The sequence below is a fragment of the Pseudomonas sp. CCI4.2 genome, assembly GCF_034350045.1.
Classification (GTDB): domain Bacteria; phylum Pseudomonadota; class Gammaproteobacteria; order Pseudomonadales; family Pseudomonadaceae; genus Aquipseudomonas.
Genome location: NZ_CP133781.1, coordinates 3901734 through 3925909 on the forward strand (window position 1 = coordinate 3901734; position 24176 = coordinate 3925909).

21 protein-coding genes and 1 pseudogene are annotated in these 24176 nt (G+C 54.9%); 8 read left to right on the forward strand and 14 right to left on the reverse strand.

Annotated elements, in window-relative coordinates:
• Positions 1-12 precede the first annotated feature (12 nt).
• The 6 genes and pseudogenes from RHM65_RS17795 to RHM65_RS17820 all read right to left on the reverse strand — a co-directional run.
• A complete protein-coding gene (locus RHM65_RS17795) occupies positions 13-1116 on the reverse strand; it encodes a sn-glycerol-3-phosphate ABC transporter ATP-binding protein UgpC (protein ID WP_322164609.1) in 1104 nt (367 codons plus the stop codon).
• Between the two features lie 40 nt (positions 1117-1156).
• Entirely contained in the window at positions 1157-1990 is an 834-nt protein-coding gene (locus RHM65_RS17800) for a carbohydrate ABC transporter permease (protein WP_322164607.1), read from the reverse strand.
• A gap of 10 nt (positions 1991-2000) precedes the next feature.
• On the reverse strand, positions 2001-2933 hold the full coding sequence (locus RHM65_RS17805; RefSeq protein WP_322164606.1) for a sugar ABC transporter permease: 933 nt from the start codon (positions 2931-2933) through the stop codon (positions 2001-2003).
• Between the two features lie 82 nt (positions 2934-3015).
• Entirely contained in the window at positions 3016-4326 is a 1311-nt protein-coding gene (locus RHM65_RS17810) for a sugar ABC transporter substrate-binding protein (protein WP_322164605.1), read from the reverse strand.
• Between the two features lie 241 nt (positions 4327-4567).
• The gene (locus RHM65_RS17815) at positions 4568-5473 is read right to left on the reverse strand and encodes an AraC family transcriptional regulator (RefSeq protein WP_322164604.1); all 906 of its coding nucleotides are present in this window, start codon (positions 5471-5473) and stop codon (positions 4568-4570) included.
• A gap of 27 nt (positions 5474-5500) precedes the next feature.
• Positions 5501-5740, reverse strand: a pseudogene (locus tag RHM65_RS17820) (helix-turn-helix domain-containing protein); the annotation flags it as partial.
• A 64-nt stretch (positions 5741-5804) separates the two neighbouring features.
• Between RHM65_RS17820 and cobF the strand changes: the two are divergent.
• Positions 5805-6569 carry a precorrin-6A synthase (deacetylating) gene (gene cobF / locus RHM65_RS17825; protein ID WP_322164603.1) on the forward strand — a complete coding sequence of 255 codons (765 nt, stop codon included), beginning with the start codon at positions 5805-5807 and terminating at the stop codon, positions 6567-6569.
• Between the two features lie 111 nt (positions 6570-6680).
• On the opposite strand, the gene RHM65_RS17830 is transcribed toward cobF, so the two are convergent.
• From RHM65_RS17830 to RHM65_RS17845, 4 genes are all read right to left on the reverse strand, one after another.
• On the reverse strand, positions 6681-7241 hold the full coding sequence (locus tag RHM65_RS17830) for a hypothetical protein (protein WP_322164602.1): 561 nt from the start codon (positions 7239-7241) through the stop codon (positions 6681-6683).
• 111 nt (positions 7242-7352) lie between these two features.
• Entirely contained in the window at positions 7353-8657 is a 1305-nt protein-coding gene (locus RHM65_RS17835; protein WP_322164601.1) for a glycosyltransferase, read from the reverse strand.
• Positions 8658-8783: 126 nt separating this feature from the next.
• Complete coding sequence (locus RHM65_RS17840; protein ID WP_322164600.1) at positions 8784-9302, reverse strand: Hcp family type VI secretion system effector; 519 nt, start codon at positions 9300-9302, stop codon at positions 8784-8786.
• A gap of 286 nt (positions 9303-9588) precedes the next feature.
• A complete protein-coding gene (locus RHM65_RS17845; RefSeq protein ID WP_322164599.1) occupies positions 9589-9957 on the reverse strand; it encodes a response regulator in 369 nt (122 codons plus the stop codon).
• A 271-nt stretch (positions 9958-10228) separates the two neighbouring features.
• On the opposite strand from RHM65_RS17845, the gene RHM65_RS17850 reads away from it, so the two are divergent.
• The 5 genes from RHM65_RS17850 (at position 10229) to RHM65_RS17870 (ending at position 16860) form a co-directional block, all read left to right on the forward strand.
• On the forward strand, positions 10229-13717 hold the full coding sequence (locus RHM65_RS17850; RefSeq protein WP_322164598.1) for a response regulator: 3489 nt from the start codon (positions 10229-10231) through the stop codon (positions 13715-13717).
• A 65-nt stretch (positions 13718-13782) separates the two neighbouring features.
• Positions 13783-14604, forward strand: coding sequence for a protein-glutamate O-methyltransferase CheR (locus RHM65_RS17855; RefSeq protein WP_322164597.1), 822 nt, complete (start codon positions 13783-13785; stop codon positions 14602-14604).
• Positions 14598-15218: a chemotaxis protein CheB gene (locus RHM65_RS17860; RefSeq protein ID WP_416194805.1), complete on the forward strand. Its 621-nt coding sequence runs from the start codon at positions 14598-14600 to the stop codon at positions 15216-15218. Before RHM65_RS17855 ends, RHM65_RS17860 begins: the two co-directional genes overlap by 7 nt.
• Entirely contained in the window at positions 15212-16393 is a 1182-nt protein-coding gene (locus RHM65_RS17865; RefSeq protein ID WP_322164595.1) for a hybrid sensor histidine kinase/response regulator, read from the forward strand. The genes RHM65_RS17860 and RHM65_RS17865 overlap by 7 nt, the downstream gene beginning before the upstream one ends.
• A gap of 89 nt (positions 16394-16482) precedes the next feature.
• The gene (locus tag RHM65_RS17870; RefSeq protein WP_322164594.1) at positions 16483-16860 is read left to right on the forward strand and encodes a response regulator; all 378 of its coding nucleotides are present in this window, start codon (positions 16483-16485) and stop codon (positions 16858-16860) included.
• A 20-nt stretch (positions 16861-16880) separates the two neighbouring features.
• On the opposite strand, the gene RHM65_RS17875 is transcribed toward RHM65_RS17870, so the two are convergent.
• On the reverse strand, positions 16881-18911 hold the full coding sequence (locus RHM65_RS17875; protein ID WP_322183845.1) for a response regulator: 2031 nt from the start codon (positions 18909-18911) through the stop codon (positions 16881-16883).
• A 327-nt stretch (positions 18912-19238) separates the two neighbouring features.
• Here RHM65_RS17875 and RHM65_RS17880 point away from each other — a divergent pair, with 327 nt between their 5' ends.
• Together RHM65_RS17880 and nudC are read left to right on the forward strand one after the other, a co-directional pair.
• The gene (locus RHM65_RS17880) at positions 19239-20051 is read left to right on the forward strand and encodes a crotonase/enoyl-CoA hydratase family protein (RefSeq protein ID WP_322164592.1); all 813 of its coding nucleotides are present in this window, start codon (positions 19239-19241) and stop codon (positions 20049-20051) included.
• A gap of 45 nt (positions 20052-20096) precedes the next feature.
• Positions 20097-20924 (forward strand): NAD(+) diphosphatase, encoded by an 828-nt coding sequence (gene nudC / locus RHM65_RS17885; RefSeq protein ID WP_322164591.1) that lies wholly within the window; start codon positions 20097-20099, stop codon positions 20922-20924.
• Here the strand turns inward: nudC and RHM65_RS17890 are convergent.
• The 3 genes from RHM65_RS17890 to RHM65_RS17900 form a co-directional block, all read right to left on the reverse strand.
• Complete coding sequence (locus tag RHM65_RS17890) at positions 20898-21671, reverse strand: TSUP family transporter (protein ID WP_322164590.1); 774 nt, start codon at positions 21669-21671, stop codon at positions 20898-20900. The genes nudC and RHM65_RS17890 overlap by 27 nt on opposite strands.
• Positions 21672-22118: 447 nt before the next feature.
• Positions 22119-23234 carry a Gfo/Idh/MocA family oxidoreductase gene (locus tag RHM65_RS17895; RefSeq protein ID WP_322170969.1) on the reverse strand — a complete coding sequence of 372 codons (1116 nt, stop codon included), beginning with the start codon at positions 23232-23234 and terminating at the stop codon, positions 22119-22121.
• A 156-nt stretch (positions 23235-23390) separates the two neighbouring features.
• Entirely contained in the window at positions 23391-24158 is a 768-nt protein-coding gene (locus RHM65_RS17900) for an SDR family oxidoreductase (protein WP_322164589.1), read from the reverse strand.
• Positions 24159-24176 lie beyond the last annotated feature (18 nt).

Consider the following 24176-nt stretch of genomic DNA (forward strand, 5'->3'; position numbering starts at 1 on the left):
ATTCTCGAATGCTTAAGCGGCGACCTGCAAGGCGTTGGCGATGACCAGACCTTGGGCGTCGAACAAATGGCAATGGGCGCTGTCCAGGTGCAGGTTCAGCGTTTCGCCGTACTTACTGGCGAGATCGCCGCGGATACGCATGGTCAAGGCTTCACCAGACGAGGTCCGCACGTGGCAAAACGTGTCGCTGCCCAGGCGTTCGCTGACGTCGGCAATCACTTGCATCTGACAGTCGCCGACGTTGGCAATGTTCAGATGCTCCGGACGAATGCCCAAGGTCACCGGGCTGCCGACTGTCAAGCTGGCGCCGTTCAACGGCAAGCTGACAATGGCACCCGCATCAAGGGACACATCACAGCCACTGCTGTCGACGCGGCTGATCTTGCCTTTGAGAAAGCCCATCTTCGGTGTGCCGAGAAAACCGGCAACAAACAAGTTGGCCGGGTGGTGATACAGCTCCAGTGGCGTACCGACCTGTTCAACTTTGCCGCCATTGAGTACCACCACTTTGTCGGCCAGGGTCATGGCTTCGACCTGATCGTGGGTCACGTAGATCATCGTTGCTTTCAATTCTTTGTGCAGCCGCGACAGCTCCAGCCGGGTTTGTACCCGCAGGGCGGCGTCGAGGTTGGATAACGGTTCGTCGAACAGGAAGACTTTTGGATTACGCACGATGGCACGCCCGATGGCGACCCGCTGGCGCTGTCCGCCGGACAGCTGTTTCGGTTTGCGCTCCAGCAGCGGTTCCAGTTGCAAAATACGCGCGGCTTCGGCGACTTTGCGGTCGACCTCAGCTTTGTCACCGCCTGCCAGGTCGAGGGCGAAGGACATGTTCTTGCGCACGGTCATGTGGGGGTAGAGCGCGTAGGTTTGAAACACCATGGCCAAATCGCGCTTGGCCGGGGACACTTCGGTGATGTCACGTCCATCAAGCTCGATGGTGCCGCCAGTGACGTCTTCAAGCCCGGCGATACACCGCAGCAGGGTTGATTTGCCACAGCCCGAGGGTCCTACAAAGACCACGAACTCACGGTCGCGAACGTCCAGGTCAATACCTTTGAGAATCTCGTGGCCGTCGAAGCCTTTTTGTAAATTTCTAATGCTCAGGTTAGCCATATGGCCTCCGTTCTGCTCTCGTTAAAGAGGCTGAAACTATCTATTTGACGGCGCCGAAAGACAGGCCGCGAACCAATTGTTTTTGGCTGATCCAACCGAAGATCAGGATCGGCGCACAAGCCAGGGTCGAGACCGCAGAAAGCTTGGCCCAGAACAACCCTTCGGGGCTGGAGTAGGAGGCGATCAGGGCCGTCAACGGCGCGGCGTTTGATGACGTCAGGTTCAGTGACCAGAACGCTTCGTTCCAACACAGAATCAACGAAAGAAGGGCGGTAGATGCCAATCCGCCTTTGCAGATCGGGACCAGCACCCGAAAGATTTCCTGGGCGGTGGTGGCGCCGTCCAGACGCGCTGCTTCAAGAATGTCCGGAGGAATGTCCTTGAAGTAGGTGTAAATCATCCAGACCACAATCGGCAGGTTGATCAGGGTGTAAATGGCGATCAGCGCAAAGCGGGTGTCCAGCAGGCCAAAGGTTTTGGCTAGCAAGTAAATCGGCATCAGCACGCCCACGGGCGGCAGCATCTTGGTCGAGAGCATCCACAGCAGTGTGCCTTTGGTGCGCTTAGTCTCGAAAAACGCCATGGAGTAAGCCGCCGGCACGGCCACCAGCAAGCAGATGATGGTGGCGCTGAAGGAAATAACGATTGAGTTCCAGGCGAAGTGAAAGTAATCACTGCGTTCCTGGATATGGATGTAGTTTTCCAGCGTTGGGGTGAAGAAGAACTGCGGCGGTGTGGCGAAGGCATCGATCTCGGTTTTGAAACTGGTCAGGACCATCCAAAAGATCGGGAAAAAGATCAGTGCTGCAATCGCCCAGGACAGGGTGCCCAGCAGCACGCTCTGTAAACGGCGGGATTGTTTGAGTGTCATCATGGCAAGGCCCTCATGACTTGTCGGTGAGGTTTTTGCCGATCATCCGAATCAGGATAATCGCGGCAATGTTGGCAATGACCACGGCGATCAAGCCGCCAGCCGAAGCCATACCGACGTCGAACTGCAGCAACGCCTGGTTGTAGATCAGGTACGCCAGATTGGTCGATGCATAGCCCGGCCCGCCGTTGGTGGTGGTGAAAATTTCGGCGAATACCGAGAGCAGGAAAATCGTTTCGATCATGATCACCACCGCAATGGGCCGTGCCAAGTGCGGCAAGGTCAGGTGCCAAAAGATCGCGATTGGGCCAGCACCATCCAAGCGGGCTGCTTCTTTCTGTTCTTGATCCAGCGATTGCATGGCGGTCATCAGGATCAGAATGGCGAAGGGCAGCCATTGCCAGGACACAATGATAATGATCGACATCAGCGGAAAGTGAGCCAGCCAGTCCACCGGCTGCGCACCAAAGACTCGCCAGAGCGCCGCGAGAATTCCCGACACCGGGTGGAAAATCAGGTTTTTCCAGATCAACGCACTGACGGTTGGCATGATGAAGAATGGCGAGATCAACAGCACACGCACGATGCCGCGACCGAAAAATTCACTGGCCTCCAGCAATGCGGAAATCAATACGCCGAGAATGACACTGATCAACAGCACGCTGCCCACCAGCAACAAGGTATTGATGGCGCCGGGAATGAACCCGCTGTCAGTGATGAAATACGTGAAGTTTTCCAACCCGACAAATTCGTGGTCGCCGGGCGACAGCAGGTTGTAACGAATCGTAGAGAAGTAAACGGTCATGCTCAATGGCACGATCATCCACACCAGCAACATCAATACCGAGGGACTGACCAGATACCAGCCGGGTTTAGTCAGGCGGCGTTTTGCTTTGGGTGTCGGGCTGGACGTATCCAGACGAGGATTGATGGCAGACGTATTCATGGTGACTCCGAAACTCGGTGCAAGCCTGGACAAGGTGCCGAGCAGCGGGGAGCCGCTCGGCACTGGCAACAGTCGGTCGTGACTATTTCTTCGGATAGCCCGCGCGCTTCATGTCGCGTTCGGTGGTGGTTTGAGCCGAGGCCAGAGCCGCGTCAACCGTGCTGGAACCGACCAGCGCTGCCGAAAACTGTTGGCCAACAGACGTACCGATTGCCTGGAACTCAGGAATGGTCACCAACTGGATGCCAACGTAAGGCACCGGCTTAAGCGTCGGTGTTTTTGGCGTGACGGCTTTCAGCGATTCCAGGGTGATTTTGGCGAAGGGTGCAGCCGCCATGTACGCGTCGCTGTAAGTCGAAGCGCGGGTCCCTGGTGGCACGTTGGCAACACCGTCAGTCTTGGCGACTAACGCAGCGTATTCCTTGGAGGTTGCCCATTCGCTAAAGGCTTTGGCGTCTGTCTGGTTTTTTGCGCTGGTCGGGATCGCCAGTGCCCAGGAGTAAAGCCACGCCGAGCCTTTGTCGGTGACTTCATGCGGTGCGTAAGTGAAGCCTACGTTGTCCGCGACTTTGCTTTGGGTCTTGTCGGTGACGAACGAGCCGGCAACGGTGGCATCGACCCAGATGGCGCATTTGCCGCTGTTGAACAAGGCCAGGTTTTCGTTGAAACCATTGCTGGAGGCACCGGGAGGACCGGAAGCCTTCATGGTATTGACGTAGAAGTTCAGCGCGTTTTTCCATTCAGGTTGGTCGAACTGCGGTTTCCACTGTTCGTCGAACCAGCGTGCGCCAAACGAGTTGGCGACGGTGCTGATCAGGGCCATGTTTTCGCCCCAGCCGGCTTTGCCACGCAAACAAATGCCGTACTGCTCTTTGTTCTTGTCGGTGAGTTTGGCCGCGAACTCGGCAATTTGAGTCCAGGTTGGACGCTCAGGCATGGTCAGACCGGCCGCTTTGAACAGGTCGGTGCGGTAGTAGGTCATTGAGCTTTCAGCGTAAAACGGCAGGGCGAAAAGTTTGCCATCCACTGACAGGCCATCACGTACGGACGGGAACACATCGTCCAGCGCGTAACTGGCCGGTAAGTCCTTCATCTCTTCAAGCCAACCTTTCTGGCCCCAGAGTGACGCTTCGTACATGCCGATGGTCAGCACGTCGAATTGCCCGCCTTTGGTGGCGATATCAGTGGTGAGTCGTTGACGCAGGACGTTTTCTTCCAGCACCACCCAATTGAGCTTGATGTCAGGGTGTTCTTGCTCGAAGGTTTTGGAGAGGCGTTGCATGCGGATCATGTCACTGTTGTTGACCGTGGCGATGGTCACAGTGCCGGCGGAGGCGATGCCGCTGAGAGCCAGACAGGTACTTGCAAGTAAGAGCTTTGCGGGGATCTTCATCGATTACTCCTCTTCTGCGCCGATGAGGCTGCAGAGGGTCAGTTATTGTTTTTGTAGCTTCCGGAGGTACGGAAGACTGTCCACTGATTACAACGGTCTCGGCGTGCAATGACAAATCCTGCGCAGCACTCGAACTGATACTATTTTGCACAGGGTGCGTGAAAGTAAACGCACTGAAATACCGCCCCTGCATAGCATAGAGCGGTTTTGGCATTTTTGAAGGGCGATGGGGAGGGGTAATTCAGTACAGGTTTTGTTCGGTCAGGCGCTGCACGGCTAATCGACGGTAGTGGGACGGCGTCATGCCCTTGAGCTGTTGGAAGCGGCGGTTGAAGTTTGAGATGTTATTAAACCCGGACTCGAAACAGACATCGGTCACGGGCTTATCGCCCACCGCCAGCAGTTCGCAGGATTTGCTGATGCGCAGCCGATTGACGAATTCCACAAAACACCGGCCAGTGGCCTGTTTGAACACTCGGGAAAAATACGTCGGCTTCATGCCCAAATAGTCGGCCACTTCTTCAAGGGGCAGCTCGCGGGCGTAGTGGGCAAATATATAGTCCACGGCGCGGTTGGTGCGGTCGACACTGTGTTCGTCCGGCAGTTGCGGCGATTGGGTGCCTGACAGCAACTGAATGTCATCGCTGGCCGCCAGCAGCTCCAGCAAAATGAAAAAATGCCCCAAGCGACTGATGCCTTTACTGTCGGCAATTTTTTGCATCAGCTTCATGGCCTGACGGATGGTGCGTTTGCAGCGGAACTCAATCCCATACTGGGCGCGCTCCAGCAGCGGCGTCAGGGTCTTGAGTTCAGCGAACACCAAATTGCCGCTTTCAAATAATTCATCGGTAAAATTCACCAACATGTCGCGTTTGGGCACAACCTCGTTCTCGTCGACTTGGCTGATCCAGTTATGCGGCAGGTTAGGGCCTGTCAGAAACAGGCTTTCCGGGTAGAAGTTGCCAATGTAATCGCCGACGAAAACCTTGCCGGAACTGGCGACGATCAAATGCAGTTCGTATTCTTTGTGAAAGTGCCAACGCACCAGCGGGCACGGGAAGCCATGTTCACGGTAGATGATCGACAGGCCATTATGGTCGTCCATCAGCTCATAAGACGGATCGGTGATTCTTGTTGTTTTTGTCATGGGTTGTTCGTCGCAATAGTGTGTCAGTCAGGCAAATATCACTTCAACCCGTCCCTCGCGCCGGGAGGGTGGTGCGGCCTTGACGACAATTTGTACGTCTTGGCCCAAACGCGCAAGGCAGTCGATCATTTTTGATTCGCTGATGCCGCGAAATTTGCCCCGCAGCATCTCCGAAACCTTGGGTTGGGGCATGCCAAGAATGCCGGCCGCTTGGACTTGGGTCAGGCGCCGCGCCTTGATGATCCCGCCGATTTTGCTGTTTGCTTGCTCCGCGGCGGGTGTTCACTATCTATGGGCTTAAAGCACGCGTCACTTTTGGAGCTGTTACCTAATGAAAAAAATACTGCTGATCGGTATCGGCGCCGGGGACCCGGAACAGATCACGATTCAGGCGGTGAACGCCATGAACCAGACGAACGTGTTCTTCGTACTCGACAAGGGCTATGAAAATGACGATTTGTTGCGCCTGAGAAAGGACATTTGCGAGCGCTACATCACCCACGCAAATTACCGAATAGTGCAAGTGCAGGACCCCGTGCGGATGGGAAATCCGGTGTCCTATGAAATGGGTATTGAGGCCTGGCATGAGCAGCGAGCCGTGCTGTTCGAGCAACTCATTGCCGACGAAGTGGGCGAGGGCGAAGTGGGTGGTTTTCTGGTTTGGGGTGATCCGTCGTTGTACGACAGCACCCTGCGGATCCTTGACCGGGTCTTGGCGCGCGGTGCTCAGCCATTCGAGTATCACGTCATTCCAGGTATTACCAGTGTGCAGGCACTGGTCGCTCGGCATCGCATCCCGCTGAATCGTATCGGCGAACCGATTCAGATCACTACCGGGCGGCGACTGATGCAGCAGGGCGCTGACGGCGTTGAAAATGTGGTGGTGATGCTCGACGCCCATTGCGCCTTTGATCGCCTGACCGACAGTGATTTACACATTTATTGGGGCGCGTACCTGGGCACGCCGGATGAGATTTTGATATCCGGAAGGCTCAAAGACGTCAGCGCTGACATCAAACGCACCCGCGAAACGGCCAGGCGGGAGAAGGGCTGGATCATGGACACCTACCTGTTGCGCAAACCTTTCAAGACATAACCAATTGAAATATCTAAATTCACAGGATTTGTATTTGGCTCAGAATTTTCGTTTAACCAACATCCTGTGGGAGCAGGCTTGCCTGCGAATGAAGCGCCGCGATTTGTCGGTCTACATTGACCCGACTTCTCCACTAGAAGACGTCAGGTTGATATTCACTACGCGGTACTCATCACGGCTGCGACGGACAAGGGCTTGGCTGCGGAACTGATCAATGCGTCCAGCTACCCATACGTCCAATTCCTCGCCTCGAGATTGAATCTTTACGTTAGGGTCTTTGGTTATCAGGAACGGTGAAGCGTCTGTGAGTGATGACAGAATCTGTTCGTCGTTGGGTAGGCCTTTATCCAAGTAATACCGGTAGCTGAATCCTACGGTCGCACCCCCGCCATTTGTGCTGACGCCGTAAACAAACCCTTGATCCCCAAATGGGTATTTAAGGATAACTTTGTCAAGTTGAGGTGCGTTCGGGCTAGTAAGCCAAGTCCAGCCGTTGATGAGCAGCGAGAACGCAAGTAACGCGTAAATTGATAGCCGTTTAGTCAGCATAATGTCCCTTGGATTGCGCATATCGGATGCCTTCTTTAATCCAATATATTGGAGACCACTGATTCGGTTGGAGGGGAAGCTGGCATCGGCATGGGTATCTATCCTTGGATTGAAAACCCACAAACTTTATCAAGCCAAGATATTCGAGACTGCACTTCACCTGAGTTTAGGAATACTCCTACATTTGAAGCTGTGATTTCACACGTAAGTCAGCCTCATACACCGCTATAAAATTCAATGAGCGTTCCGATTCTTCGCCTCAATCCACTGCGCCATGTACTGGGTACTTTTGTGATGGTGATGGCGGAGCATTGCCCCGGTGAAGTTCTGCAGGCGATGTTGCTGCAGGTTTTGCCGACATTCCTCGATGCGGGTGATCAGGCTGGCGCAGTGTTGCTGATGGCGATACCGCGCTTCCAGTAGTGCCCAGCCTTTGGCCTGCGCTGCGGTCCAAAGGTTTTCATCCCGGTACAGTTCGACGGCGGCAGCGGCAATCTCGTTAGCGCTGCTGACGACTGCGCCGGGCCATGGCAGTTCGCCGTGCATGGCTTCGGCGCCAATGGGGGTGGTGACGCTGGGGGTGCCGCAGAGCATGGCGTCGAGGAGTTTGCCTTTGATGCCAGCGCCGAAACGCAACGGGGCCAGGCAGATGCGGGCGCCGGACATGACCTCCAATGCATCCTCGGCCCAGTTCATTACATGAAAACCTTGCGCCGCATTGTGCAGTGCTGTGGCTTTGGGTGGGGTGTAGGCGCCGTAGATATGCAGTTGCGCAGACGGCAGCTGTTGGCGAACCAGCGGCCAAATCGCAGTTTTTAGCCAAAGCACCGCGTCCCAGTTAGGCGCATGCCGGAAGTTGCCAATGGTGAGGAAGTGCGCACGCTCATCGAACCGTCGCCCTTGGCTGGGGACGTCATCCAGCATGAATGGGCACCAGTGCAGCAGTGATTTGGGCACCATGAACTGATCCGCAAGCAGGTCGATTTCGACGTCGGAGATCATCAGGTTGAGGTCGGAACGATAAAGCGACGCAATTTCCCGTTTGGAGACGTCACTGGCCGCCATCGGTTGCAGAACACCTTGAGCAAGAGAACTGAAAAATTCATTCAATTCATTGGGGTCTACGCTGTTCTTGAGGTGATCTTTGAACAATAGATGACGGGCGTCGCGCAGGCATTGCAGGTCGACCGTCTCCAGAACCCGTAGCGCGTTCGGGCAGTGCTTCTCTACACGCCAGCCGAATTGCTCTTCCATCATGAAGCGATCAAACAACACGATGTCTGGCTGAAGCTCGGTAATGAACGTATCGAAACTGCTGTTATTGAGTTCAATGTTAACTTCGCAGATGCCCAGCGCCGCAAGATCAGCCTTGTGCTCGCCGACTGCGGCCGGGCTGCTAAAGGTGATCTGCCAGCCTTGCTCCAGAAAACAGTCGATGATTTGCATCATGTGCCCGCCAGCCGCGGATGAGCGCGGTTCGGGCCAGACGTAACCAATGATGAGCACATGGGTCGCAGTGCTCGGTTGGTTCAGGCTCATGTGGAAAGACTTCTTGTGTTCGGGGGGCGGTTATTAAACCACAGGGCGTCATGGGGATCGGAAGTGCCGCGTCATAACGAACAACGGCCAGGAAAACCTGGCCGTTGTTTACAGCGTCAGTCGAGGTTAGCCCGCGACCGGGATACGCCAATCATCAGAGCCCGAAGTACCGCTGACTTCGTGGGTCCAGATGATTTTACGGTAGGTAAAGTAAACGTCTTCAAGGTGGGTGAAATGCGACTGGCTTGGATCTTGGCAGTTCGGCATCCGCGAGTTCACGTCAACAATCAGTGCGTCTTCCAGCTCGATGGTGAAGTAGTGCTCTTGGGCGCCGGACGCCGAGGTGCGGAACCATTCAAGACGGCATTTGGTCAGCATTTCGCCGGTGGTCAAGGCAGTGAAAATCAACGGCGAGGACTTGTCGAACACCTTGGTGATCATCAGCGGTTTGTGAACGCGCTGGCCCGTAGGTTGGCCGGACTGAGGGTCTCGAGGAATGATGATCTGGTGGGCGAAGGCCTGGACCAGGATCTGGTCTTCATGACCTTCCTGATAGATGTTGCCAACCGAGGGCGCGGTGAAAGTATCTTTGGTGATCAGGCCCTGTTTGGTGCCTTCGATCGTCAAATAAGCGGGTGTTGGCATGAAGCTCTCCTGACTAATAATTACGGGGTCCACGTCGACGCAAGTGCGTCGCGAGACCTGTCTTTATCAAGAGCTGTGCCATAAATAAATAAGTCAATAAAAACAGTACATTGAGATGATTAACTCATTGTTATTCGAGATTTTTAGCTTTCAGTTCGAATGAACTGCGCAAGCTGTTGCGCACTGGATCGTTCAGGTCTGCGCAACTCCCGGCGGTGCTGGCCAGAGGGAATACTCTATTACTAAAGTGCGTACAACGATTGAGCGGTGAGCACCCGTTTGCGCATCAATGCGCTTGACTCAAAATGTGTCTAACCTTTTCCCGCAGTTGATCGATCGAAAAGGGCTTGCCAATCATGTGCATGCCTTTAGGGACGTCGATGTTTTCCGAATAACCGCTGGCGAATAACACAGGCAATGCAGGGCGCAAGACCAGCGCAGCGTTGGCCAGGTCGACGCCCTTCATGTCGGGCAGACCTTGGTCGGTCATCAGCAAATCAAACGTTTTCCCATGATCGCTCAATTGCGCCAGAGCGGATTGGGCGTCAGCCGCTTCGAATACGGTGTATTCCAGCTCTTCCAGCACATCGACGATCAACATGCGGACAATGTGATCGTCTTCCACTACAAGGATGGTGCTGGCGCCTGCGGACATGGGGTACTCCTTGGAATGAAAGCGAGGTAGATGGCTGATTGTCTCCGTTCGGCCTATTCATCAGTGAGTAAAAAATGACAACAAGTTCAACATTTACCAAAAATCTATTCAAACGAGTGTTTTTCTGTCCGCTATTCAACCAAAGTCGCTATTCAAAAAATAATGGCATCCCTTCGTGCCTGACATTTTGTATTTTTATGTCAGATATCGAGTCTTTTGGTGACGTTTACGGCAGACTCTGCGGTTTCGATGAATTCGCCCGGGCCTCCTGATGAACCATCCGTCTTCGATTGACGAGCAACGCTTCCGCAAAATGTTAACCCGCAATATCAGCCTGCCCTTAGGCGTCGGGGTGCTGAGTGCGGTGTTTTTCATCATCCTGATCACGTATTTATTGTCAGCGATTCAATGGGTCGAGCATACCGATAGGGTCATTAATAATGCCAATCGCTCGCTCAAGCTGTCAGTCGACATGGAGACCGGGATGCGCGGTTTTCTGCTGACCGGTGACGAGCATTTCCTTGATCCCTACGAAGTAGCCAAGCCGGCGATAAGGAGCGAGCTTAAAGGGATTGAAGAACTCGTCGCGGACAACCCTCCCCAAGTCGATCGGTTTAAGCGCCTGTCTGCTTTGCAGAACGACTGGAACGACTTTGCCCAGGAAATGATCACTCTGCGTCGTCAAAACGGCGACTATCAGAGCGCAATTCGAGCGGGACGTGGCAAGCGATTATCCGACGAGATTCGAACCGAATATGAAGTTGCAGTGCAGATGGAGCAACAACTGCGCACGTCTCGCAACGAAGGCGTAACGCGAACCACGATTTGGACTGTCAGCCTTTACTTGATCTTTGTTCTGTCGATCAGCGGGCTGGTTGCCTTCATTGGCCGTCGCGACATGCTCATGCTGTCTGGCACTTACAGTGACAATTTAAAACTGCAGCAAGAAAACGCACTGCGTTTGCAGCACGTCGCATGGCTGCGCAACGGGCAGAGTGAGTTAGCCGAACAGGTGCTCGGGCAACTGACATTGAACTTGCTCGGTCGTAACGTTTTGCAATTTTTTGCGCAGTATTTGGGCGCCTCAGTCGCAGCGATGTACGTCCGCCAGGAGCACGGCGGTTATCGGCGCGTCGCGTCCTATGGGTTTTCCCGTGAGCAGGAACAGCACGACCAGTCGATTTACAGTGACGAAGGTGTCATTGGCCAAGCGGCGCAGCAGGACAAAATCATCACACTGGACGATGTACCGCATGACTACTTCAAGGTCAGCTCCGGGTTAGGCGAAGGTTCGCCGCGCAGTGTGATAGTCGTACCGACCAGTAACGATGATCAGGTCAATGGGGTCATAGAACTGGGCTTCTTGCGAGCGCTCACCGAGCGCGATGTCGAGTTCCTGCAGGTGATTTCAGACAATATTGGCACCTCCATCGAGGCCGCGCGATACCGTCAGCGGTTGCAGGAAGTGCTCGCTGAAACCCAGCAACTGAACGAAGAACTGCAAGTGCAGCAGGAAGAGCTGAAAACCGCTAACGAGGAGCTTGAAGAGCAGTCACGGATTCTCAAGGAATCCCAAGTCCATCTGGAAACCCAGCAGGCTGAGCTGGAACAAACTAACAAGCAGCTGGCCGAGCAGGGCCAAGAGATGGCAGACCAGCGCGATGCACTGGATCGCAATAATGAAGAGCTGAACATCGCCCAGGTCGAACTGGAGGCGAGGGCCGAGGAGCTGCAACGTTCCAGTAAGTACAAGTCGGAATTCCTCGCCAACATGTCCCATGAACTGCGCACACCGCTGAACAGTTCATTGATTTTGGCAAAATTGCTGGCGGAAAACCCGACAGAAAACCTCACCGAGGAACAGGTCAAGTTCGCCGAATCGATCTATTCGGCAGGCAACGATTTGCTCAATTTGATTAACGATATTCTCGATATTTCAAAAGTCGAGGCCGGCAAACTGGACATGCGTCCCGAAAATACCAGCGTGGCACGGTTGGTTGAAGGCTTGCGAGGGATGTTTCAACCCTTGGCTAACGAGAAAAAACTCGATTTTCAGGTTGAACTCCAGGCGGGTGCGCCAACGATGTTGTTCACCGACCGCCAGCGCCTAGAGCAAGTGCTGAAAAACCTGTTATCAAACGCCATCAAATTCACCGAACGCGGTAGCGTCAGCTTGATCGTCTCGCGCCAGCCGGGTGAGGGCATCACCTTTACCGTGCGCGACTCGGGAATCGGTATTGCCGAGGAGCATCAAGAGAGCATTTTCGAGGCGTTCCGTCAGGCCGACGGCACCACCAATCGACGGTATGGCGGCACAGGCCTGGGGTTATCGATTTCCCGCGACTTGGCCAAGCTACTCGGTGGTTCAATTGCCGTAACCAGCGCTCCTGAGCAGGGCAGTATTTTTACGCTGGTAGTTCCGGAGCAGTATGTTGAGCCCGTTCAGCTCGAATACGGTGAGCAACCCGCGCCGATCCAACTGCCCGTCGCGGCGCCGGTGGTTGTAGCGCCAGCCACCCTTTCTCCAGAGCCGGTTGCGCTGTTTGCTGATGATCGAAATAACACCCCCTTTAAATCCAGATGCATTTTGGTCGTTGAGGACGAGGTCCGTTTCGCCCAGATACTTTTCGACCTGGCCCACGAACTGGGTTACCAATGCCTGGTGGCGCATGCCGCCGATGAAGGTTTTAACCTGGCGGTGCAATTTATCCCTGACGCCATCCTGCTGGACATGCGCCTGCCCGATCATTCGGGCCTCACGGTATTGCAGCGATTGAAGGAGCTGGCTTCTACCCGACACATACCCGTGCACGTGATATCAGTCGAAGACCGGCAAGAGGCGGCCATGCACATGGGCGCGGTCGGTTACGCGGTCAAACCCACCACACGTGAAGAACTCAAAGACGTTTTTGCCAAGCTCGAAGCCAAGTTGACCCAGAAGGTCAAACGCATCCTGCTGGTCGAAGACGATGCGTTGCAGCGCAACAGCATTGCCCGTCTGATTGGCGACGATGACATCGAAATAACGGCAGTCGGCTTTGCTCAGGATGCGTTGTCGCTGCTGCACGACAACGTCTACGACTGCATGATCATCGACCTTAAGCTGCCGGACATGTTGGGCAATGATTTGCTCAAGCGCATGTCGACCGATGACATCTGCGCCTTTCCACCGGTCATCGTCTATACCGGGCGAAACTTGACCCGAGACGAAGAAGCCGAACTGCTCAAGTATTCACGTTCGATCATTATCAAGGGCGCTCGCTCACCGGAACGGCTGCTGGATGAAGTGACCTTGTTCCTGCACAAAGTGGAATCCAAGCTTTCCAACGAGCGGCAGAAAATGCTCAAAGCGGCTCGCAGCCGCGACAAGGTGTTCGAGGGTCGGAAAATCCTCGTCGTGGACGACGACGTGCGTAACATCTTCGCGCTGACCAGCGCGCTGGAACATAAGGGCGCAGTGGTTGAAATCGCCCGTAATGGTCTCGAAGCCATCAAAAAACTGGACGAAGTGGACGACATCGACTTGGTGCTGATGGACGTGATGATGCCGGAAATGGATGGCTACGAAGCGACCATCGAAATTCGCAAAGACCCACGCTGGCGCAAACTGCCAATTATTGCGGTCACCGCCAAGGCGATGAAAGATGATCAGGAGCGCTGCTTACAGGCCGGTTCCAATGATTATTTGGCCAAGCCCATCGACCTTGATCGACTGTTTTCGTTGATTCGGGTGTGGCTGCCAAAAATGGAGCGGATCTGAATGGAACGTCTGAGACTTTGAGGCCACTAAGATGATTCTCAGACTCGTGTATCCGGATTTTCTCGATGCCTCATGAACGAAACGCTGAAATTGAATTGCGGCTGTTGATCGAGGCGATTTATCTCAAATACAGCTATGACTTTCGCGATTACTCCGGCGCTTCGATCAAGCGCCGGGTTAACCACGCGTTGATTCAATTCGACTGCAAAACCATTTCGGCATTGCAAGAGCGGGTGCTGCACGATCCGACCGCGTTCTTGCAACTGCTCCAGTACCTGACGATTCCGGTCAGTGAGATGTTTCGCGACCCTGGGCATTTTTTAGCCATTCGCCAGGAAGTCGTGCCGCTGCTGAAAACGTATCCATCGATAAAAATCTGGATTGCGGGTTGCAGCACGGGGGAAGAGGTCTACTCCATGGCCATCTTGCTGCGTGAGGAAGGTCTACTTGAGCGAACCATCATTTACGCGACTGACATCAATCCCCGTTCGCTGGAAAAGGCCAAGCAAGGTATTTTCGCGCTGGAAAATATTCGGGCGTACGGCGAGAACTATCAGAAGGCCGGCGGCGAGCGAAGGTTCTCCGATTACTACACGGCGGCGTATGATTACGCGATTTTCGACAAAACCCTGCGTGAAAACGTGACGTTCGCCGATCACAGCTTGGCCACTGACAGCGTGTTCTCAGAGACTCAGTTAATTTCCTGTCGGAACGTTTTGATTTACTTCAATAAAAAATTGCAGGATCGCGCCTTTGGGCTGTTTCATGACTCGCTGTGTCATCGCGGTTTTCTAGTGCTTGGCAGCAAAGAGACACTCGACTTTTCGGCGTATAGCAAAAATTTCGTGGCCTTGGTCAAGCAGGAACGGATCTACCGCAAATCATGAATACCCATGACGACGTTCAATCGGTTTCCAGCAACGTGTTGCCCCTTGTCGATGCAATTGTCATTGGCGCATCGGCAGGTGGAGTCGAAGCCCTCTTGCGGATTTTTTCTCCGTTGGCACCCGGTTTTCGTTTGCCGATTATCGTGGTGTTGCATTTGCCGGAAGAGCGTCGCAGCCGTTTGGCTTCAGTTTTTCAGCAACATCTGGGGATGAGGGTCAAAGAGGTTGCCGACAAGGAACTTATTAACCCAGGCACCTTGTACTTCGCCGCCCCCGGCTATCACGTATCGGTGGAAAGTGATCTCAGCTTGTCCTTAAGCCTTGAAGACCGCGTCCACCATTCTCGCCCCAGTATCGATATACTTTTTGAGTCAGCCGCAGATGCCTTTGGAAGGCGTCTGGCAGGGGTTTTACTGACCGGCGCCAATGCGGACGGGGCTCGTGGCTTGGCGCACATCAAGCAAGAAGGTGGGTTTACAGTGGTCCAAGACCCGAAAACTGCCCAAGCGTCGATAATGCCCGAGTCCGCCTTGGCGTTGAGCGTACCGGATCGCATTCTCGCTTTGAGTGATATTGGTCAACTGCTGGTCGAGCTGGAAAGAATCGCATGCTAAGTGAAGTCCGAGCCAAACTGCTGATCGTCGATGATCTGCCAGAAAATCTGTTGGCCCTTGAAGCACTGATCAAGCGCGAAGACCGCGCCGTCTATAAAGCCTTGTCCGCAGACGAGGCTTTATCGCTGCTGCTGCAACATGAATTCGCGTTGGCCATCCTCGACGTGCAGATGCCGGGAATGAACGGTTTCGAGCTGGCGGAACTCATGCGCGGTACCGAGAAAACCAAGAACATTCCGATCGTATTTGTCAGCGCCGCCGGCCGTGATCTGAACTATGCGTTCAAAGGCTATGAAAGCGGTGCCGTGGACTTCCTGCATAAGCCGCTGGATATTCACGCGGTCAAAAGTAAAGTGAATGTCTTCGTTGATCTCTTCTGGCAGCGCAAGGCCATGAAGCAACAGGTTGAAGCCTTGGAACAAAGCCGCCAAGAGCAGGAGGCCTTGCTCAAGGAGCTTCAGGCCACGCAGAACGAGTTGCAGCACGCTGTACAAATGCGTGATGACTTCATGTCGATTGTGTCGCATGAGGTGCGTACGCCGCTGAACGGGTTGATTCTGGAAACACAGCTGCGCAAGCTGCACTTGGCCAAAGACAATACCGCAGCGTTCACGCTGGAAAAGCTACGGGCGATGGTCGACAGAGATGAGCGCCAGATTCAAAGCCTGATCAGGCTCGTCGAAGACATGCTCGATGTGTCACGGATTCGCACGGGAAAACTGTCTATTCGGCCCAGTCGTTTTGATTTGGTGCAGTTGGTCAGCCATCTGCTTGAAAGCTTTTCCGCCCAAATTACCGCTGCTGAATCCATTGTGTCGCTGACGGCGGATGTACCCGTTGTTGGCACATGGGACGAATTCCGTATCGAACAAGTCGTTGCTAATCTGCTGACTAACGCATTGCGCTATGGCGCTAAAAAGCCGATCGACGTCAGAGTTTATAGTCAGGATGGTCAGGCAAGGGTAGACGTGCTTGATCAAGGCATCGGGGTCAGTGAAGAAAACCAGAAGCGGATTTTCCAGCAATTCGAGCGAGTGTCGGCCAAACATGCCGTAGCCGGGTTGGGGTTGGGGCTGTTTATTTCCGAACAGATCGTGACCGCGCACGCTGGCAATATCGCCGTTGAAAGCGAGGAGGGGGCGGGCGCGCTGTTCCGGGTCAGTCTACCGCTGTGATTGACGGTTGGATTTATCTGACAGACAACGCAACCTCCGTCGTACTCTATGGTCGTAATGGCAGCTAATCAAAGGTGTAAGGCGTCCCCATGAGTTCTGATGCAGAAAATGTCGTACTTATTGTCGAAGATGAGCCGCTGATCCTGATGTTGCTCTCCGACTACCTGTCAGGCGAAGGCTATAAGGTATTGCAGGCTGAAAATGGTGAGCAAGCGTTCGAGATCCTGGCAACTAAACCTCACTTGGACTTGATGATTACCGATTATCGCCTGCCAGGCGGTATCTCTGGGGTGATGATTGCCGAGCCCGCAGTCAAATTGCGGCCCGAACTGAAAGTTATCTTCATCAGCGGTTACCCTGCCGAAATTACTGAATCGGGGAGCCCCATCGCCTTGCAAGCACCGATTCTGGCCAAGCCCTTTACCATGGACAGCCTGCATAACCAGATCAAATGTTTGTTGTTCTAGGTTCAACTGCCCACGAAGAGTCAGGCTTCTATCATCTCTCGGACCTTTGCGGTCAGGTGATCGAAGGCAAACGGTTTGGTAATCATCTGCATGCCTGAATCAAGGAATCCGGCACGCACGGCGGCGTGTTCGGCGTAACCGGTGATGAACAAAACCTTTAACGACGGGCGCAGCTGCCTGCCCAGGTCGGCCAGTTGCCTTCCATTCATGCCTGGCAGACCCACGTCGCTGATCATTAAATCAATGCGCTGACCAGACTCAAGGATGGGCATCGCGGCATCGGCGTTCCCTGCGTAAACGTAGGCGTAGCCTAAATCGCTGAGTACTTCGCCGACCAGTACGCGCACGGCGGGATCGTCTTCGACGATGAGGACGGTTTCACCCGATTTAGCGTACGGCGCATTGCTTTGGTAGATGATTTCATCGTGGTCATGTTCTGCGCGACAACGCGGCAGGTACAGGCGCACCGTGGTGCCGACACCCACTTCACTCTGGATGCCGACGTGACCGCGAGACTGTTTGCTGAACCCGTAAATCATTGAAAGGCCCAAGCCCGTTCCTTGGCCAATGGGTTTTGTAGTGAAAAAGGGATCAAACGCCCGGCTGATAATGTGCTGTGGCATGCCGCACCCAGTGTCGCTGACGCTCAGCACCACGTATTCCCCCGGCTGTAAATTCTCATGGGTATGGGTGAAGGTTTTTTCTAACCGCTGATTAAAGGTGCTGATGGTCAGTTTTCCACCTTCGGGCATCGCATCGCGAGCGTTCAAAACAAGGTTGAGCAGGGCGCTTTCCAATTGGTTTGGGGCAACCTCGGCAGTCCAGAGATGCTCGTCCAACTGCACCTCCAGGCGAATGCTTCCGTTGAGGCTGCGGTCAATCAACTCGCCCATGGAATTAACCAACTGGTTCATCTGCACCGGTTTTGAATCAAGCGACTGCCGACGGGAAAAAGCCAAAAGGCGATGAGTCAGCGCCGCAGCACGGTTAGCCGACGTCACGCCCAGATCGATCAAGCTGTCGAGGTCTTCGGTTCGACCTCGGGATAGCCGTCTACGCAGCAGTTCCAAGCTACCGATGATGCCGGTCAGCAGGTTATTGAAGTCGTGGGCAATACCCCCTGTGAGTTGCCCGACCGCTTCCATTTTTTGCGACTGACGCAGGGCTTCTTCGTTGTGCCGAAGTTGTAAGGTGCGTTCTTCTACCTGCTGCTCAAGGGTGTCATTGAGGCGGTGCAGTTGTTCTTCAACGCGTTTACGTTCGCTGATATCAGACGTCACGCCGACCAATGAGCACACGTTGCCGTCGTCGCGGCGAATCGCTCTGGCTCGGACATCCACCCAATTCACCGAGCCGTCGGGCCAGACGTTGCGGTATTCCGAAATGTAATCGTCACCCGTTTGCAGGCTACTGTGCAGGGCCATTTGCATGGCCGGCTGGTCTTCTGCCAACACCGAGCCAAGCCAGTCGTCGAAAGTGAAGGTGTCGCGCTCACTGCGGCCATGGTGAGATTTGCTGATGGCCGAGCAGTCAAAAGTCAGGTCGTCGAGGTCCAATTGCCAAGAGCCCAAACGCCCCGCCTTGAGCGCGTTCTGCAGGCGTTGTTCACTTTCCAGAATATCGTCCATGCGCGCGCGGGCTTCGTATTGCCGACGACGGCCGCGTAACGCCGTACTGACCAGACTCACCAGCGTCGCCGCGTGGAAAGGGCGTTCAAGGAAAGTGACGTTGCCCAGATGGGCGCCAAGTTGGAGCGAAGGATTATGCTCCGGGCCGCCAGGATGGGTCAGTAACACAATAGGCATGTCGGACCAGGAAGGCTGCCGATCCATAAGCGCTAACAGCGTATGGATGTTGATGCCGTAGAGCGCCTCGTCCGCAATAATCGCCAGACCGGCACCGGCGGCCAGTTCGGCAATCAGCCCCGCCAGGTCCGGGGCAATCAGCGCGGTAAAACCTGCTTGTTCGAGTAGCGTCAGTGCGACGTCGCTCTCCTGGTCGTGGGGAGCCAGGATAATTGCGCGCTCGGATAACACGCGTTGGGTGATCACACGCTTTCATCCTTTGGTAGAGCATTTAACCTGATCAAATCGCCCTCTTTCGCTTCGCAAAGAGTCATTCCACTCAGTCAGCCACCTTGGCTAGCTGGACTAGATGACACATGGCATCCGGCGGTTTTAATAGTTCGCTTAACTCTGGACCACAGTCAAACGCCACCGTTCCGGCTTATGGACGATTTTGATTAAAAATGCACTCAAACGAGTGTCTTCTATGGTCTTGCAAATGGCGTAATCGCAACCTTACGGTCGCCTGGGAAGGCTTGTTATAGTCTGACCACTGTTTAACCCCCCTCATTTCTGCTTCCAAGGAGGACTGCCGTGTCCGATTACCAAGCGTTTCACGTTGAACTGACCGATCACATCGCTCATGTGCAAATCAATCGGCCGGAAAAGATCAATGCCATGAACGCCGCTTTCTGGGCCGAGATCATCGAGATCTTTCAATGGGTCGATGACACGGACGAGGTACGCGTGGTGGTCCTCACCGGCGCTGGTAAGCATTTTTCGTCTGGCATTGACCTTATGATGCTGGCGTCGGTGGCCTCAGAACTGGGCAAAGACGTGGGCCGTAATGCGAGAATGTTGCGGCGCAAAATCTTGCAGATGCAGGCTTCGTTCAATGCCGTCGATAACTGCCGTAAGCCAGTCCTGGCAGCGATTCAGGGCTATTGCATCGGCGGTGCAATCGATTTGATTTCGGCCTGCGATATGCGCTATGGCGCCGATGACGCACAGTTCTCGATCAAGGAAATCGACATGGGCATGGCCGCCGATGTAGGCACCTTGCAGCGACTGCCGCGAATTATTGGCGACGGTATGTTGCGCGAATTGGCCTACACCGGGCGTACTATGGGCGCAGAAGAAGCGTGCCGCATCGGCTTGATCAATCGCACTTTTGTGGACGCGTCAAGTCTGCTGGAGGGCGTGATGGCCATTGCTAAGGAGATTGCTGATAAATCACCGATCGCCATTGCCGGAACCAAGGAGATGATCAGTTACATGCGCGACCACCGGATTGATGACGGTCTTGAGTACGTCGCGACGTGGAACGCTGCCATGCTCCAATCAGCCGATCTGCGCGTGGCCTTGTCTGCGCACATGAGCAAACAGAAAGCCGCGTTTGATAATTAGGCTTCGATAGACAGCCTTCGACGATAAAAAAGCCTGGAGATTTTCATGACACGTTGGACAACTGCCGTCCTTGATACCCAGCTCAGTGGTGGTTGGGCCGTGGTCCATAGCCCGGAAGGTTTTCTGCGCGACGACAACGGCGCTATGTTTCCTCGTGAATGGCTCAAGCGGCAGGATCTGTCGGTGCTGAGTGAGCACGGAATCGGTCATTTTGACGGTGAGCCGGTGTACCTGCTGGTGCTCAAACACCCCACTGAAATTGACGGCTGCACGTGGCTTGGGCTTCGTCAATTCATGCTCGAAGGCGACGTCGACGTTTATAGAAAACTCGGTTATGCGGCTCAAATCAGCACGTGGGCGCGGGAACACCGTTTTTGCGGCAGTTGTGGTTTGCCGATGCAGCAGGTGCCGGGTGAGCGCGCGATGTATTGCGAACACTGCAACTTGCGCCATTACCCGCGCATCTCGCCGAGTATGATCGTGCTGATCACCCGGGGTGACGAGATACTGCTGGCACGCTCACCGCGCTTTGTGACGGGGGTCTATAGCACGCTGGCAGGGTTTGCCGAACCGGGAGAGTCGGTCGAGGATTGTGTGCGTCGCGAGGTCATGGAAGAGGTGCAACTGAAGGTCAAAAACATTCAGTACATGGGCAGCCAATGCTGGCCGTTCCCGCACTCGATGATGCTTGGCTTCCATGCCGAATACGCCAGCGGTGACATAGTTCCGCAGGCCGATGAGATTGAGGATGCGCGCTGGTTTCACCTCAACGATTTGCCACCGCTGCCGGCCAACCGTTCCATCGCTCGTTACTTGATCGACCTGTACCTGGCGCGTCGCACAGGCTCAGCTGAACCAGTGTTGCCAGGCTAGGCGCACAGTCAGGCCGAGCACCACGACGATGAACACCGGGCGGATAAATTTTGCTCCGCCCTGAATCGCTGTCCGCGCACCGAAGAATGAGCCGACCATCAGTGACGAACCCATGCACAGGCCGATCATCCAATCGACCTGCCCGGAAAACATGAACACTGACAGGGCAGCAGCATTGCTGACGAAGTTCATGCTCCGCGCCACGCCGCTGGCTTTCACCAGGTCCAAGGGGTAAATCAGCAATGAACTGACGGTCCAGAACGCACCGGTCCCCGGTCCAGCGACACCGTCATAAAAGCCAAGACCCAAGCCTTGAGGCACTTGCCATTTCTTTTTGATGGGGGCGCTGCTGTCCAGTGGCGCCTTGGGAACTCCGCCGAACAACAGGTACAGGCCGCAGCCAAAGACGATCACCGGCAGCATCTGGTTGATCCATTCAGAGGGCAAATAATGCGCCACCACGGCACCGATCAACGCACCGACCGCCGTACCCAGCAGGGCATGAATCCATTGTTTTGGATCAAACAGCTTGCGGCGAAAGAAGGTGTAACTGGCCATCGCCGAGCCAAAGGTCGAGCTGAGCTTATTGGTACCCAGCACCAAATGTGGCGGCAAGCCGGCCGTCATCAACGCAGGTGTAGTCAACAGACCGCCACCCCCGGCAATGGCATCGATGAAGCCTGCAACAAAAGCGACGGCGGTGAGGACGGCGAGGGTGGTCAGGTCAACACTGAGGGCGAAAGGCATGGGGATTTTCGACTTACACGGCTGTTGGGCAGAATGGCTGCGCCAGAAGGCAGCCATCTTACCCTGAGAGTGAAGCGTGTTGGTGAGGCGATCACACAAGATCTGTAGCGGCCGAAGGCTGCGATAAGATTTTCAGTCCTTACTATTCCAGATATGCCGAAGTCCCCTGTGGAGAGTTGGCTTGCCAACGAACGCGTCAGTGCAGGCAACCCAGGTTTCAAGTCGACATCAGCGGCGCGATGATGGGCCTCTTCGCAGGCAAGCCTGCTCCCACGGAGAGTCGAGTCGCGCACGCATTCTCTGTAGGACTGGTTGGCGATCCAGCCGGCGACGCGGTATATCTCAAGCCCTATGTCGCGGCCTTTTCGCCACCCGTTGCTCCTATAGATAAACGAGGTCCACCGGATTGGTCATGCCGGAATTCTGTGGGACCGAATCGCAACTACGCTACAGCTCTTCAATCCTGACCCAACGCTGTTCCCGCGCGGCCAATCGAATCGCCGCTGCCAAACGCTCCACTTGCCAGGCTTCTTCAAAGTCCGGGCCGTCAGTGCCTTTATTGCAAACCGCTTGTATGAGCGCATGCACTTCAAGGGTTTTCAGTTCGTTGTAGCCCAGTTGATGCCCGGGCGCGGGAGAGAACGCGGCGTAGCCTGGCAGTGAGGGTCCGGCAAGTATTCGTTGAAAACCGTCCTGGCCGGAACGACATACGCGCAGTTCGTTGAGCCGCTCCTGATCGAACGCCAAGGTGCCACGGGTGCCGCTGATTTCAAACGCCAAGTGGTTTTTGTAGCCGTGCTTGAGCCAACTGCTACTGAACGTACCGCGTGCGCCATTGGCGAAACGCAACAAAGCGTGGGTCTGGTCATCGACGGCGATCAGGCGTTTTTCATCGCTACCGGAAACCGCCGGCCGGTGGGTATGAACGGTCTGTGAGTCAGCGCACACAGCATCGATATCACCCAACAAATGCCGGGCCAACGCGAGCAAATGACTGCCCAAGTCGGCCAATGCACCGCCGGCATGCGCTTCTTCACAACGCCATGACCAAGGGCTCGCCGGGTCGCCCATGAAGTCTTCGCTGAACTCCCCCTGGAAGCTGATGATGTCTCCCAGCTCGCCGCTGTCGATCATCTGCCGCGCCAGTTCAATAATGGGGTTGTGCTGGTAGTTGTAACCGACCCGCGTGACGACCCCGGCTTTTTTGGCGGCCTGGCGCATAGCGTCTGCTTGGGTGAGGTTGATCGCCAAAGGTTTCTCGCAGTACACCGTTTTGCCGGCCTCAAGCGCTGCCAGGGCCATGGGGTAATGCAAATGATTGGGGGTGGTAATCGCGACAAGGTGTACGGCAGGATCATTGATCAGCTGTTGCCAGTCGTTGTGCGCATGGTCAAAGCCCCAGTCATGGGCGCACTGTTCGGCACGTGCTGCGTCAGCATCCGCCAGCGCTGCCAAGCGGACCTTAACCGGTAGCGCGAATGCCGCGCTGACGTTACGGAAGGCCATTGCATGGGCGCGCCCCATAAACCCGGTGCCGATCAGGCCGATACCCAACACCGGCAACGGTGTCGGAGGATGAGAAAACTGACGCATGGCGAGGTCCTTTGGAGTTGTTGTTCGGAAAATATATTCTTTAATTTTAATATATGGAATAAATATTCTCTGAGCGATCCATAAAAAAACAGCCCGCAGGCTGTTTTTTCCGCTCTGACGAGCACCTCAGGAAAGGAAACCACCGTCCACGTTCAGTGAAACGCCGGTGGTGTAGCTGGACGCATCGCTGGCCAGGTAAAGCACTGCGCCCGCCATCTCACTGGGAGCCGCGACACGCTTGAGTGGGATCTGGGCCAAGGCCATGTTGAGGATGGCGTCGTTTTTTACCAGCGCCGATGCAAACTTGGTGTCGGTCAGTCCCGGCAGCAGTGCGTTGCAACGGATACCGAAGGCCGCGCATTCTTTTGCGAACACCTTGGTCATGTTGATCACTGCGGCCTTGGTCACCGAATAGATGCCTTGGAACACGCCGGGAGAAATACCATTGATGGAGGCCACGTTGATGATGCTGCCACCGCCGTTTTCGCGCATCAACTTGCCGGCTTCCACTGACATGAAGAAATAGCCGCGAATGTTCACGTCGACGGTTTTCTGGAATGCACTGAGGTCGGTGTCCAGTACATTGCAGAATTGCGGGTTGGTCGCTGCGTTGTTCACCAAAATGTCCAAGCGCCCGAACTGTTCACGAATCTGCGCAAACACGCTCTGAATCTGTTCCATCTCGCCGATGTGGCAGGCAATCGCGGTGGCCTTGCCGCCGTCTGCAATAATCGCGTCGGCCACGTGCTGGCAACCGTCGATTTTGCGGCTGGAGACGATGACGTGGGCGCCTTGCTGAGCCAATAGTTTGGCGATGGCTTCACCAATGCCACGGCTGGCGCCGGAAACGAAAGCGATCTTGCCATCGAGGTCGAACAAGTGGGTCTTGGACATGTTTTCTTCCTTATTGTG

What these genes read in the sequence shown, in the direction of transcription:
- RHM65_RS17815 (WP_322164604.1), bottom strand. Translation starts at nt 5,473, where the DNA reads ATGACAAAAACAACAAGAATCACCGATCCGTCTTATGAGCTGATGGAC.
- cobF (WP_322164603.1), top strand. Translation starts at nt 5,805, where the DNA reads ATGAAAAAAATACTGCTGATCGGTATCGGCGCCGGGGACCCGGAACAG.
- RHM65_RS17800 (WP_322164607.1), bottom strand. Translation starts at nt 1,990, where the DNA reads ATGATGACACTCAAACAATCCCGCCGTTTACAGAGCGTGCTGCTGGGC.
- RHM65_RS17890 (WP_322164590.1), bottom strand. Translation starts at nt 21,671, where the DNA reads ATGCCTTTCGCCCTCAGTGTTGACCTGACCACCCTCGCCGTCCTCACC.
- RHM65_RS17810 (WP_322164605.1), bottom strand. Translation starts at nt 4,326, where the DNA reads ATGAAGATCCCCGCAAAGCTCTTACTTGCAAGTACCTGTCTGGCTCTC.
- RHM65_RS17865 (WP_322164595.1), top strand. Translation starts at nt 15,212, where the DNA reads ATGCTAAGTGAAGTCCGAGCCAAACTGCTGATCGTCGATGATCTGCCA.
- RHM65_RS17900 (WP_322164589.1), bottom strand. Translation starts at nt 24,158, where the DNA reads ATGTCCAAGACCCACTTGTTCGACCTCGATGGCAAGATCGCTTTCGTT.
- RHM65_RS17850 (WP_322164598.1), top strand. Translation starts at nt 10,229, where the DNA reads ATGAACCATCCGTCTTCGATTGACGAGCAACGCTTCCGCAAAATGTTA.
- nudC (WP_322164591.1), top strand. Translation starts at nt 20,097, where the DNA reads ATGACACGTTGGACAACTGCCGTCCTTGATACCCAGCTCAGTGGTGGT.
- RHM65_RS17805 (WP_322164606.1), bottom strand. Translation starts at nt 2,933, where the DNA reads ATGAATACGTCTGCCATCAATCCTCGTCTGGATACGTCCAGCCCGACA.
- RHM65_RS17845 (WP_322164599.1), bottom strand. Translation starts at nt 9,957, where the DNA reads ATGTCCGCAGGCGCCAGCACCATCCTTGTAGTGGAAGACGATCACATT.
- RHM65_RS17795 (WP_322164609.1), bottom strand. Translation starts at nt 1,116, where the DNA reads ATGGCTAACCTGAGCATTAGAAATTTACAAAAAGGCTTCGACGGCCAC.
- RHM65_RS17870 (WP_322164594.1), top strand. Translation starts at nt 16,483, where the DNA reads ATGAGTTCTGATGCAGAAAATGTCGTACTTATTGTCGAAGATGAGCCG.
- RHM65_RS17840 (WP_322164600.1), bottom strand. Translation starts at nt 9,302, where the DNA reads ATGCCAACACCCGCTTATTTGACGATCGAAGGCACCAAACAGGGCCTG.
- RHM65_RS17835 (WP_322164601.1), bottom strand. Translation starts at nt 8,657, where the DNA reads ATGAGCCTGAACCAACCGAGCACTGCGACCCATGTGCTCATCATTGGT.
- RHM65_RS17855 (WP_322164597.1), top strand. Translation starts at nt 13,783, where the DNA reads ATGCCTCATGAACGAAACGCTGAAATTGAATTGCGGCTGTTGATCGAG.